The following is a 13,063-nucleotide window of genomic DNA, read 5'->3' as shown; positions in this document are numbered from 1 at the left end:
GGTGACTGCATGACGCCAAGTGCCAGCCCGATCTCGCCGCCTGCGGCATTCGCTGAACCAACGTCCGTTCCGACGCCCCCGTCCGTCTGGCTACCCGCGCTCGGCGAGCACCTGGTCGACAACGAGCAGGTCCTTGCCTGGCTCGAAATCGACCTCGACGCGCGCCTGCATTTCACCTCCGGAATCGTCGTGCTGACCAGCGAACGCCTGCTCGCCAAGGCCAGCGCGGAAGCCGACTGGCAGAGCTGGCCCTACCGCGCCGGCCTCACCCTGGCCCGCCGCGACCATTCCGGCGTCGGCACGCTCGAACTGCATGACACGCGTGCCTTGCTCGGACAATGGCGCTACACGCTGGGCGGCGACGTTGCCGCCGGACGTCTGGTCGAACGCTTTGCACAGCAGTCGAGCCTGCGCATCGACGGCACGCTGCCTCCGGCCGCGCCCCAGGCACTCTGCCCGAAGTGCGAGAGCCCGCTGCTCGCCGGTCAGGAGGAATGCCCGCTGTGCAGCAAGGAAATCCACACGCCGCCATCGACCTGGACGCTGCTTCGCCTGGGGCGTTTCGCCCGACCCTACAAGGGGCAGTTGCTCGCCGCTTTCGTCCTTTCGCTGCTGACCACGGCAGCCACCCTGGTGGCCCCCTATCTGACCATGCCCATCATGGATAACGTGCTGATTCCGTACCAGAACGGTAAGCCGATCGAGGTGGCGACGGTGGCCCTCTACCTGTCCGGTCTGCTCGCCGCTTCGCTCGTTGCCTGGGTGCTGGGCTGGGCGCGCACCTACATTCTGGCGCTCGTCTCCGAACGCATCGGCGCCGATCTGCGCACGGCAACCTACGAACACCTGCTCAAGCTTTCGCAGGAGTACTTCGGCGGCAAGCGGACGGGCGACCTGATGGCGCGCATCGGCTCGGAGACCGACCGGATCAACATCTTCCTCTCGCTGCACCTGCTCGATTTCGCCACCGATGTGCTGATGATCCTGATGACGACGGTGATTCTCGTCTCGATCGACGCCTGGCTGGCGGCTGTCACGCTGCTCCCGCTGCCGATCATCGCCTGGCTGATCCACGTCGTGCGCGAGAAGCTGCGCACCGGTTTCGAGCGTGTCGACCGGGTCTGGGCCGAGGTCACCAACGTCCTCGCCGACACCATTCCGGGGATACGCGTGGTCAAGGCGTTTGCTCAGGAGAGCCGCGAGGCGGCGCGTTTCCGCGCTGCCAATACGCACAACCTCGAAGTCAACGACCGGGTCAACAAGGTCTGGTCGCTGTTCTCGCCGACCGTCACGCTGTTGACCGAAATCGGTCTGCTCACCGTCTGGGCCTTCGGCATCTGGCAGATTGCGCGCGACCAGATCACCGTCGGCGTGCTCACCGCTTTTCTCGCGTACATCAGCCGCTTCTACCTGCGCCTGGACTCGATGAGCCGCATCGTTTCGGTGACCCAGAAAGCGGCAGCCGGCGCCAAGCGCATCTTCGACATCCTCGACCACGTATCCAGTGTGCCCGAGCCGAACCACCCGGTGCATCTGCCGAAGGTCGCTGGGCGCATCGAACTGCGCGGGGTCGGTTTTCGCTACGGCACGCGCAGCGTCACGCGCGACATCGATCTCGTCATCGAACCCGGCGAAATGGTCGGCCTGGTCGGCCACAGCGGTTCTGGCAAGAGCACGCTGGTCAATCTGATCTGCCGTTTCTACGACGTCAGCGAAGGCGCGATCCTGATCGACGGGGTCGACATCCGCTCGCTGCCGGTTGCCGAGTACCGCCGGCACATCGGCCTCGTGCTGCAGGAGCCTTTCCTCTTTTTCGGCACGATCGCGGAAAACATCGCCTACGGCAAACCCGACGCGACGCGCGAGGAAATCGTCGCCGCCGCACGCGCCGCGCATGCGCACGAGTTCATCCTGCGCCTGCCGCATGGCTACGATTCTCTCGTCGGCGAGCGCGGACAGGCCCTCTCGGGGGGCGAACGCCAGCGCATTTCGATCGCGCGCGCACTACTCATCGACCCGCGCATCCTGATCCTCGATGAAGCGACTTCGTCGGTCGATACGACGACCGAAAAGGAGATTCAGAAGGCGCTCGACAACCTGGTGCGCGGACGGACGACGATCGCCATCGCGCACCGCCTGTCTACGCTGCGCGACGCCAACCGGCTGGTCGTCCTCGACCGCGGCCGGGTGGTCGAAGTCGGCAGCCATGACGAGCTGATGGCGGCCGAAGGACACTACTACCGCCTCTATCAGGCGCAGGCACGCAACATCGACGTGGAAGACGATCTGCGCGCGCTGGAAATCGCCCGGCGCGGTGACGAGGAGCGGCAATGAGCGTTGCCCCGGACTACCGCCTGCGGCGCAACAGTTTCGGTCGCCTCGAGTTGATCGACGCGGCCGGCACCTGCCACGACGAGGTCGCACCGGTGCGCGCCTTTCCGATCGGCGCGCCCGACTACGGTCTCGCCCTGGTCGACCCGCACGGCCACGAGCTGGCCTGGATCGAGCGCCTGAGCGACCTGCCGGAGGACATGCAGCGCCTGCTCGCCGACGAACTGGCGCAGCGTGAGTTCATGCCGGTGATTGCGCGCATCGTCAGCGTTTCGAGCTTTGCCACGCCCAGCACCTGGCTGGTCGACACCGACCGTGGCACGACGCAACTGGTGCTCAAAGGCGAGGAGGACATCCGCCGCCTGGCGCCTTCCGCGCTGCTCATCTCCGACAGCCATGGAATCCACTTTCTGATTCGCGACCGCTACGCGCTCGATGCGCCCAGCCGCCGCTTCCTCGACCGCTTCCTGTGAGCCGCCGCCCGCTGATCACGCGTCGCGGCAGCCAGCGTAAGCCGATTCGTCGCGGCAACGTTATTCTCGCGACGAGCGCTGGCGGATTCGATGGTTCCGCCCAGACGCCAGGGTTTTCCCGCGCCTGACCGCGCACCGTGCCCCCTTTCGCAAAGGCCGACATGAAAAACCATGACATCCGCTTCCTCGAAATGCGCCACCTGCGCGGGCCGAACATCTGGACCTACCGCCCGGTGATCGAAGCACTGGTCGATATCGGTACACTCGAGGACTTCCCGTCGAACACGCTGCCGGGTTTCGTCGAACGACTGACCAGCCTGCTGCCCTCGCTCGTCGAGCATCGCTGCAGCTACGGCGAACGCGGCGGCTTCCTGCGCCGCCTGGCCGAGGGAACCTGGGCGGCGCACATTCTCGAGCACGTCACGCTCGAACTGCAGAACCTCGCCGGCATGCCGGGCGGCTTCGGCAAGGCGCGCGAAACTTCGCAGCGCGGCGTATACAAGGTCGTCGTGCGCGCCTGGCACGACGAAGTCACGCGCAGTTGCCTGCAGGCCGGGCGTGAACTGCTGCTCGCCGCCATTCACGACACGCCGTTCGACGTTGGCGCAACGGTCACCCGTCTCGCCGATCTGGCCGAGCGCAAGCTGCTCGGCCCGAGTACGGGTTGCATCGTCGAGGCGGCTACCGCCAAGGACCGGCGGATTCCCGCGATTCGGCTGCTCGCCGACGGCAACCTGGTGCAACTGGGCTACGGCGCGGCAAGCCGTCGCATCTGGACGGCCGAGACCGACCGCACCAGCGCGATTGCCGAGGGGATCTCGCGCGACAAGGATCTGACCAAGACGCTGATCAGCTCTTGTGGCGTCCCGGTACCGGCTGGCCGCCTGGTCGACAGCGCTGAAGACGCCTGGGTAGCGGCCGAGGACATTGGCCTGCCGGTCGTCGTCAAACCGTCCGATGGCAACCACGCACGCGGCGTGTTCACCAACCTGGTCGCGCGCAACGAGGTCGAGGCCGCCTACCTGGCGGCCGTCGAAGAAGGCAGCGGGGTGATCGTCGAGCGTTACGTGCGCGGCTCCGAGCATCGCTTGCTGATCATCGGTGGCAAGCTGGTCGCTGCGGCGCGCGGCGAGACCGCGCGCGTGGTCGGCGATGGCCAATCGACGATCAATCAACTGATCGACCTGCAGATCAACTCCGACCCGCGACGCGGTGCTGCCGAGGAGTTTCCGCTTGATGTCATCGACCTGGCAGACAATCCGGTGGCCCGTCTGGAAGTGACGCGTCAGGGCTTCACCCCGGATTCGGTGCCGCCCGCCGGGCGCGAAGTTCTGATCGTGCGCAGCGGCAACCACACCGACGACGTGACTGACGCGGTCCACCCGGAAACAGCCGCCATCGCGTCGCTCGCCGCGCGCATCGTCGGGCTTGACATCGCCGGGGTCGATCTCGTCTGCGAGGATATCGCGCAGCCGCTCGACGGCCAGCGCGGGGCGATCGTCGAAGTCAACGCCGGCCCGGGCCTGCTGATGCACCTGAAACCGGAAACCGGCCAGCCGCGTCCGGTCGGCCGGGCGATCGTCGACCAACTGTTTCCCGACGGCGCCGACGGGCGAATTCCGGTCATCGGAATCAGCGGCAGCTTCGGCAAGACGACCGTGGCGCAACTGGTGGCGCGTTTCATCAGCCTCTCCGGCAAATGTACCGGACTCGCCTGCAGCGCCGGTCTGTTCGTCGACCGGCGCGGTATCGAGAAGGGCGACAGTGCCAACTGGCGCGCTGCCCAGCGCGTTCTGATGAATCGCTCGGTCGAGGCGGCTGTCCTGGAAAACGGCAGCACGACGATTCTTGCCGAAGGACTCGCTTACGATCGTTGCCAGATCGGCGTCGTGACCAACGTCGAGCCTGCCGCACATTTCGGGCCGTACGACATTCAGACGCCCGAACAGGTATTTACCGTCCTGCGCACGCAGGTCGATCTGGTCCTGCCGAAGGGCAGCGCGGTGCTCAACGCGGGCTTTCCGATGCTCGTCGAAATGGCCGGACTGTGCGACGGCAAGGTCGTCTTCTTCGCCGCCGACGCCGACCTGCCGGTGCTCGCCGCGCATCGGGCAAGCGGCCAGACGGTCGTCTTCGTGCGCGACGCTCAGGTGATCGTCGCCGTCGGTGACGAGGAAACGCCGATCGTCGGGCTGCTCGATGTGCCGCTGACGCAAGGCGGGAAGATCGCCTGGCAGGTCGACAACGTGCTTGCCGCCACCGGAACGGCCTGGGCGCTCGGCCTGGCGCCGGAAGTGATCAGGACCGGCCTGGAGACGTTCACCGCCGCCTGAACAAGGGTAGCGGGCTCGCCCCCGCCCGGTCAGTCATGCACAGCCCAGTGCAAACCAGATGATAAGGAAAACGATTCATGGAAGTGTCGCGTATCCGCGCCTTGCGCGGCCCTAACCTCTGGAGCCGGCACCCGGCGGTCGAGGCGATCGTCATCTGCCCGGATAAGGAGCGGAACCTGGACCATCTGCCCGGTTTCGAGAACCGACTGCGCGAACGTTTTCCCGAGTTGGCCATGTTGCGCCCGGCCGGTCACGATGAAGCCGTTTCGATGGCGCAGGCTTTCGAGTTTGCCGCTCTGGGTCTGCAGGCGCAAGCCGGCTGCCCGGTAACCTTCAGCCGCACCTCACCCACCGTCGATGCGGGCACCTATCAGGTCGTCGTCGAGTACAGCGAGGAAGCCGTCGGCCGGCTTGCTTTCGACCTCGCGGCGGCCTTGTGCCGGGCGGCCTACGACGATACGCCGTTCGACCTCGGCGAGGCGCTGGCGCGCTTGCGCGAGCTCGACGAGGACGTACGGCTGGGGCCGAGTACCGGCGCGATCGTCTACGCCGCGGCGGCGCGCAATATTCCCTTTCGCCGTCTGACCGAAGGCAGCATGGTACAGTTCGGTTGGGGCAGCCGGCAGCGACGAATCCAGGCGGCGGAAACCGACCGCACCAGTGCGGTTGCCGAATCGATCGCGCAGGACAAGGAGCTGAGCAAGATCCTGTTGCACGCCGCCGGAGTTCCGGTTCCCGTCGGCCGCCCGGTGCTCAGTGCCGAAGACGCGTGGGCGGCCGCGTGCGAGTTCGGCTTGCCGGTCGTCGTCAAGCCGCAGGACGGCAATCAGGGCCGTGGCGTCGCGGTCAACCTGAGCACGCGCGAGCAGATCGACGCGGCTTACGCGATCGCCGCCGAGGTCAGTGACGAAGTGCTCGTCGAGCGCTATCTGCCCGGCCACGACTACCGCCTGCTCGTCGTCGGCGACAAACTCGTCGCGGCCGCTCGGCGCGATCCGCCGCTCGTCGTTGGCGACGGCCGGCACAGCATCCGGCAGCTCGTCGACCGCGTGAACAGCGATCCGCGACGCGGCGAAGGGCACGCCACTTCATTGACCAGAATACGCCTCGACGAGGTCGCCCTGGCGCTGCTGCGCGCTGCCGGTCTGACCCCCGAATCGGTGCCGGCGCGCGGCCAGCGTGTCGTCCTGCGCAACAACGCGAACCTGTCGACCGGGGGAACGGCGACCGATGTCACCGACGATGTGCATCCCGAGTTTGCCGCGCGCGCGGTGGCTGCGGCGCAAACGATCGGGCTCGACATTGCCGGTGTCGACGTGGTCTGCGACAGCGTCCTGCGACCGCTTGAGGAACAGGGCGGCGGCATCGTCGAAATCAACGCCGCACCCGGCCTGCGCATGCACCTGCAACCGTCCTTCGGCAAGGGGCGGCCGGTCGGCGAAGCGATCATCGCCAGCATGTTCACCCCCGGCGATGACGCACGCATCCCGCTCGTCGCAGTCGCCGGAACCAATGGAAAAACCACGACGGTGCGCCTGATCGCGTGCATTCTCGGCCGTCAACGACTGCGCGTCGGGATGACGACGACCGACGGCGTCTACGTCGGCGACCGGCGGATCGATACCGGCGACTGCAGCGGGCCGAAAAGCGCGCGCAATGTGCTGCTCCATCCCGAGGTAGACGCGGCGGTCCTCGAAACGGCGCGCGGCGGCGTGCTGCGCGAGGGCCTGGGCTTTGATCGCTGCGACGTTGCCGTGGTGACCAATATCGGTCTCGGCGACCACCTCGGCTTGTCGTACATCAGCACCGTCGAGGACTTGTCGGTGGTCAAGCGCGTCATCGTACAGAACGTCAAACCGACCACCGGCGTTGCCATCCTCAATGCCGCCGACCCTATGGTTGCGCGGATGGCCGACTCGTGCCCGGGCAGCGTCATCTACTTTGCTACCGACCGGCATCACCCGGTGATGGCGATGCACCGCGCGCAGCGCAAGCGCGTCGTCTATCGCGATGGCGATGCGATCGTCGCTTCGGCCGGGAGCATCGAGCAGCGGATTCCGCTGAGCGAGATCCCGCTGACCCAGAACGGCGCCATCGGCTTTCAGGTCGAGAACGCGATGGCGGCGACGGCGGCAGCCTGGGCGCTTGGCGTCGATTGGCGAACAATACGCCTTGGCCTCAGCCTCTTCGTCAACGACGCGCAGACCGCACCCGGGCGCTTCAACGTCTTCACTTACCGTGGGGCAACGCTGATCGCCGACTACGGACACAATCCGGATGCGATCCAGGCGCTGGTCGAGGCGATCGAAAACATGCCCGCCGGGCGAAGCGGGCGGCGTTCAGTCGTGATCAGCGGCGCCGGTGATCGGCGCGACCAGGACATCCGCCGGCAGACTGAAATCCTCGGCGGCGCTTTCGATCGGGTGATTCTTTACCAGGACCAATGTCAGCGCGGCCGTGCAGACGGCGAAGTGCTCGCCTTGTTGCGCGAGGGGCTGACCGAAGCGAGCCGGACCTCCGACGTGCTGGAGATTCGCGGCGAATTCCTGGCCATCGACACGGCCCTCGCCGACCTGCAGCCCGGCGACCTCTGCCTGATTCTGATCGACCAGATCGAAGAAGCGCTGGAGCATATCGCGCGGCGCCTGGGCGAGGGCTGAGCCGGCGCTGGTCAGCGCGAACCTGGCTGAGCGCATCGTGTTGCTGCACCTGCTGCGGCAGGACGCGTGCAACTCAACTTGTCGCCGACTGATAGGTCCAGGCGAAGCTCCCCTTGGCGCCAGCGAAGAGCAGCCGAGTTGCCGCATCGGTACGTCGCAAGCGCGCTTTCAGCTCCTTGCTCGACAGGCTGCTGAGCGGCGGATCGGCCGGCCGGTAAAGAAACATGCTGATGCGCGTTTCGTCGACCATCTGTTCGACGCTGCACGCGATCCCGGCCGACAAGGCGTCGCGCTCGGCGATCAACTCGCCGACGTTGACGCTGATCCGTCCGTGTTCAGCGTCCATCTCGGTGACCGACTGCGACAGTTGCGCCAGGGCCTTCAAGGCCGGGGCGACCTGTCCCGCCAGCCGGCGCCAGCTCACTTCCTGTTCCGGGCGTAGCGTCAGTTCCTTGCGGCGCAGCTTTTCGGCGAGGCGAAGGTAGTTGGCCAGCTCCTTTTCCTCGCGCATTGCAGCGATCCTCTCGCGCTGCCCGGCGATCGCTTTCAGCAAGGTTTCCAGCCTCTTCTGCAAGGTCGCGATCTGCGTCGTGTGCGCCGAAAGGTCGGGCACGCGAACCAGGAAGACATTGTCGATCTCGCGGCGCGAACGGCTCAAGCGCACGTGCAGCCATCGGCTCGCTGCCGCACACGCCTCCGAGATGTCCAGTTCCAGTTCGTCGGCGACGATCGTACACGCGGTCGCCTGGCCGATCTCTGCCCGGCGAGCCAGGATGACGCAGTTGTCGGCCCGGCGCAGCGTGACGCAGCCGTTCAAGGCGGAGAGCGTCGCGCCGGAGGCTACGCCGTCGACGACGATGTCCCCTGCCTCGTTGCTCGCGCTGCCACCGACCAGGTTGTGCTTGAGATGCACGATGCCGCCCATCGACTGGACGTGGCCGAAGACGTCGGCATGCGCCGTGATACTCCGGCAACGGACGATACGTTGCTCCTGGATTTCGCCGTGCTGCTCATAGACCTCACCGGTGAGCAGCAGATCACCTGTCGTGCGCGTGCTGACGCCTTCATGACTGACGATCTTGTCGCCGACCGAGAACTGATTCGTCTGCGTGTCGACGCTGAGAAACCCACACACCGAGGACACCAGAAACTCGACGTCCTTCTCCCGCTTGACCTGGGTTCCCGGGCCGGCCAGGCTGGCCAGCTCAAAGTCCTTGGCCGGCAAGGCGGGGATCGCTTCGCCGGAAATCAGGCGGCCATCTACACCGGGCTTGCTGGGAACTTTCTGCACCAGGCGAAGGCTGGCGGCAACCTGCGGGTAGCGCGTTTCGAACTGGCGCAGGTCGACCCGACCGCTGACCATCCGCCGAGGGGCGTTGTTGCGGTGCAAGCCGGGCGCCAGCTCACGGATTTCGGCATCTTTTCCCGGTTGCGCGGGCAGACTGCGCGCGACGATGCGCTTCTCCGGTTTGCTTAGTTCGAAGCCCTCGCACACCGCCGCAACATCGATGCCGTAGCGCACGCCCTCGGCCCAGGCGTAGGCGATGAACTCGTCGATGTCGAGGACCGTGCGTTCCCCGTCGCGCTGGCGTCCGCCGCTCGCCCGTTCGTTGTGCGCGAATTCGCCAGCGAGCGCGTGGATCGGCTCGAACAGAAAGCTTGCTTCGTTCTGGTCGGCACGTAACGAGTGATAGAGCGCGCGGCGCTCCGGATCAAAAGGTCGCATGCCCGAGGCAAGGAAGACATCCGCCGGGTCCCCGCCTTGCTCGCGTGCTGTTTCGGTGTAGAGGAGTTCGACGAAACGTGCATAGTCGAGGTTACGAAAGTAGAGGCCGGCGTCAATCACCCGATTGACAAACTGTAAGAACGCGGCGGGGGAATCAAGCCGGGAGCGGAGAACATGCAGACCGTCCGTCCGCTGCACGACAAAGCCGGGCAGCGCGCCCTGTTCTTCGACAAGGTCGCCCAGGCTGGCGACCGATATGGCAGAATGTTCCGGCATGGCAGCAGTCCAACTCAAATCATTGGCAAGCCCGGTAGCGCAAGCACCAGCATACCAGACGAGCGCGCCCGATCGATACGCAGCCAACGGGCGCCGTCGGCCGGCCATGCCGGGCCACGCTGTGTGCCCCGGCGATCTCACCACTTGCTACATTGGTCAGATACGGCATTCGCGGCAAACAACTTGAGTGCTTTTCCGGGTCAGCCGATCGGCAGGGCAAACGTTGTGTGGTTGACCGCTCGCCGCGACGACCGCCCGCTGGCCGTCCGACGGCTCGCCGAGCGTTTCCAGCAGCGCACGCGCAACATTGTCGCCAGAGGCCCAGCATGAACAGACCACGCCGCTACACCCCTTTCCTGCTTGTTCCCCTCCTGGCCGCTTGCGTCATCCTGCCGCCGGAGGGGCCAAGCGTCATGAGCTTGCCGGGGCGCGGGCAATCGTTCGAGCAGTTTCGCAACGACGACGCCGCGTGCCGAAACTATGCCCGGCAGGCGATTGGCCTGAGCAGCCCAAGCGCGGCGGGCGTCGAGTCTGGAATCGCCAGTGCTGCCGTCGGCACGGCAGTCGGCGCAACCGTTGGAGCGGCGGTCGGCGGCTCGCGTGGCGCGGCGGTCGGGGCCGGCTTTGGTCTGCTCGCCGGCAGCAGCAGCGGCGCCGCGACGAGTCGCGCGTCGGCGTACGAATTGCAGCAACGCTACGACCAGAACTATCTGCAGTGCATGTACGCACAAGGCCACAAGGTGCCGCTGGTCGGCGCAAGCGCGCTACCGCCGAGAAGCGCTGTCGGTCCGCGGGTCGACAGGCCCTTGCTGCCCGCGCCCCCGCCGCCCCCGCGCGGCGCTCCGCCCCCGCCGCCTTTGCGTTGAGACAATGCTTGTTTCTGGCGTAGACTACTGGCTTGATCCAGGAAAGGTCGCGCCATGCCTCGCCCAACGCTGAAACTCCCCCGGCCGACGCCTGCCCAGACTGCCCGCGGGTCGAGCGTGCCTGGCACGCGCAAGCCGATCCGTGGCGGCTCGCCAGGCAGCAAACACGCCTGGCCGCGACCGCCGCTTGCCCCGCCCGCCGTGTCCGCGGCAGCCCCCCCGGCGGCCAAGCCCACAGTCGTGCATCCGCCACGTGGTATCGCGCGCAGCACCGGTGCCCGTGCATTGCCCCCGGCAGCCGGCAGGCCGCGCGACGAAACGGGGCCAAGACTGCCCGCCGCGGCCGACTCGCCGGTGACGCCGACGCCGACATCGAGGCCGACGCCGAGCGCAGCGCGACCAGCGGTCGCCGGCAGGCCACCGGCAGCCGAGCACCCGACTGACCAGAAGCGTCCGGCAGAAGTGCTCGCGAGCGGGGGGAAGGAAGCACCACGGCTGGCGAAGCTGGTTTGCCGCCTGGCGCTGTGCTCGCGGCGTGAAGCCGACGAGTGGATCGAAAATGGCTGGGTCAGCGTAGACGGGAAGGTCGTCGCCCGCCTTGGTGCGCGCGTCCACCCGAACGCCCGGATAGAAATCAACCCGGTGGCCGGCCAGCAACGTAGCGAAGCAATCACCATCGTCTTCCACCAGGTGCCAAGGACGCCGTCAGCAGACGAGCTCGACGAACGCGTGCCGCCGGGCGAGATCATTCGGGCGGACAACCACTGGAGTGAGGACCGCGCGCTCAGGCGCTTGGCGCCGACGCATCTGCGCGGACTGGCACTGGCCGGAAGACTTGCGCCCGACGAATGCGGAATGCTGGTGTTCACCCAGGATGGCAATACCGCCCGCCAGTTGACCGGTCGCGCCTCGCGTTGGGAAAAGGAATACCACGTGCGTTTCCTCGGCGAACTGGATGACCAGGGTCTTGATCGCTTGCGACATGGGCTGACCGTCGACGGCGTCAAGCTGCCGCGGATACGGGTCTCACGCTTGAGCGAACAGCAGTTGCGCTTCGTCGTGCATGACAACAGCCGGCGGCAGATTCAGCGGATGTGCGAACTGCTGGCGCTGCCACTCGGCGAGATCAGGCGGGTGCGCATCGGCAGCGTCCCACTGGGCAGGCTGCCGCCCGGAAAGTGGCGTTACCTGCGAGGCGACGAGCGCTTCTGAGCGACGCGCGGCTGCCCGGCCAGCGCGCTGAGCAGATTCGTTTCGGCAGCCAGCTTGCGAGGCGGGCCAGCGGCGTCTACCATTGCCTGCGAGCTGCCGGGCAATCGCCACGAGCCGGCCGCGCTGCACGGCGCGCGCGCGGGAAGCTGCCGACTGGCCGCGTCGCAGATCGATTGAGCAGCTTTGACCAGACGGGTCGGATCGACGTACGGGTCGTTCCGGCAGGCTCGCGACCGCTTTCTCGCCCGAGACGACATCGATGTTTACCACTCCCACGTCATCGGCCAGTGCCGGAATTGCCGCCTGGCTCGAGTTCTTCGGCAGTGTCGAACTGCCGGTGCTGCGACAGACGGTTCGACAACTCGATGAGGCGCGCCGCCGTGCCGATCGTGTCACGAGCCGCGAAATCAGCGAAATCGTTTTCCAGGATCCGCTGCTGGCGGTGCGCGTGCTCGCCTATATTCAGTCCTTCGGTGGCCGCCACCTGCATCGCGATATCACGACGATTGGCGGCGCCATCATGATGCTCGGCGTCGAGCCCTTCTTTCGTGAATTTGATGATCTGCCGACCATCGAGCTTACGCTGAAGACGCATCCGATTGCCCTGCTCGGGGTGCTGCAGGTCATTCTGCGCACCCAACGCGCGTCGCGTTACGCGCGCGACTGGGCCTACGTGCGACATGACCTGAACATCGAGGAAGTGGCCGTCGCCGCCCTGTTGCACGACCTGGCCGAAATTCTCCTCTGGTGTTACGCGCCGGCTCAGGCGATCGCGATTCGTTCGCGCTTGCTCGCCGACAAGACCCTGCGCAGCGCTGTCGTGCAGCAGGAGATGCTCGGATTTCCGCTCAGCGCCCTGCAACTGGCGCTGTGCCACGCCTGGCACCTTCCCGAACTGCTCACCACCCTGATCGACGACGCCAACGCCCACCTGCCGCGCGTGCAGAACGTGCGTCTGGCGGTCAATCTCGCCCGCCACTCGCTCAATGGGTGGACCGACGCCGCTCTGCCGGACGATTTCGCTGCCATTCAGGCGCTCTTGCGGATCAGCCATGAAGCCTTGCTCGAACGTCTGCAACTGCCTCCCGAATCTCTGCCTGGAACGTGAACGAGAGTTTCAGGCAGAATGCGCTCCGTCGACCGGCCGTCGAATGTTGCTGCGCGACCGCGAGCCCTGCGCCGCGCC

At 66.5% G+C, this 13,063-nt stretch carries 8 protein-coding genes; 7 read left to right on the top strand and 1 reads right to left on the bottom strand.

What is annotated here, in order from left to right:
• Window positions 1-9 precede the first annotated feature (9 nt).
• The 4 genes from RKP46_RS03015 to cphA (RKP46_RS03000) all read left to right on the top strand — a co-directional run bounded on the left by RKP46_RS03015 (window position 10) and on the right by cphA (RKP46_RS03000) (window position 7,797).
• On the top strand, window positions 10-2,334 hold the full coding sequence (locus RKP46_RS03015; RefSeq protein ID WP_311105257.1) for an ABC transporter ATP-binding protein: 2,325 nt from the start codon (window positions 10-12) through the stop codon (window positions 2,332-2,334).
• Window positions 2,331-2,804 (top strand): DUF1854 domain-containing protein, encoded by a 474-nt coding sequence (locus RKP46_RS03010; protein WP_311105256.1) that lies wholly within the window; start codon window positions 2,331-2,333, stop codon window positions 2,802-2,804. Before RKP46_RS03015 ends, RKP46_RS03010 begins: the two co-directional genes overlap by 4 nt.
• A 161-nt stretch (window positions 2,805-2,965) precedes the next feature.
• Window positions 2,966-5,137 carry a cyanophycin synthetase gene (gene cphA / locus RKP46_RS03005; RefSeq protein ID WP_311105255.1) on the top strand — a complete coding sequence of 724 codons (2,172 nt, stop codon included), beginning with the start codon at window positions 2,966-2,968 and terminating at the stop codon, window positions 5,135-5,137.
• Between the two features lie 77 nt (window positions 5,138-5,214).
• A complete protein-coding gene (gene cphA / locus RKP46_RS03000) occupies window positions 5,215-7,797 on the top strand; it encodes a cyanophycin synthetase (protein WP_311105254.1) in 2,583 nt (860 codons plus the stop codon).
• Window positions 7,798-7,870: 73 nt separating this feature from the next.
• Here cphA (RKP46_RS03000) and RKP46_RS02995 read toward each other — a convergent pair whose 3' ends face one another.
• Window positions 7,871-9,799, bottom strand: a complete 1,929-nt coding sequence (locus RKP46_RS02995) for a flagellar assembly protein A (RefSeq protein ID WP_311105253.1) — start codon at window positions 9,797-9,799, stop codon at window positions 7,871-7,873.
• A gap of 326 nt (window positions 9,800-10,125) precedes the next feature.
• Here RKP46_RS02995 and RKP46_RS02990 point away from each other — a divergent pair, with 326 nt between their 5' ends.
• From RKP46_RS02990 to RKP46_RS02980, 3 genes are all read left to right on the top strand, one after another.
• The gene (locus tag RKP46_RS02990) at window positions 10,126-10,665 is read left to right on the top strand and encodes a glycine zipper family protein (RefSeq protein WP_311105252.1); all 540 of its coding nucleotides are present in this window, start codon (window positions 10,126-10,128) and stop codon (window positions 10,663-10,665) included.
• A 462-nt stretch (window positions 10,666-11,127) separates the two neighbouring features.
• Window positions 11,128-11,877, top strand: coding sequence for an RNA pseudouridine synthase (locus RKP46_RS02985; protein ID WP_311105251.1), 750 nt, complete (start codon window positions 11,128-11,130; stop codon window positions 11,875-11,877).
• Between the two features lie 259 nt (window positions 11,878-12,136).
• Entirely contained in the window at window positions 12,137-12,985 is an 849-nt protein-coding gene (locus RKP46_RS02980) for an HDOD domain-containing protein (protein WP_311105250.1), read from the top strand.
• Window positions 12,986-13,063 lie beyond the last annotated feature (78 nt).

The organism is Accumulibacter sp., from assembly GCF_031732815.1.
Classification (GTDB): domain Bacteria; phylum Pseudomonadota; class Gammaproteobacteria; order Burkholderiales; family Rhodocyclaceae; genus Accumulibacter.
The sequence above is the reverse complement of the archived record's forward strand: the minus strand, read 5'-3'. Positions and strand labels throughout refer to the sequence as shown.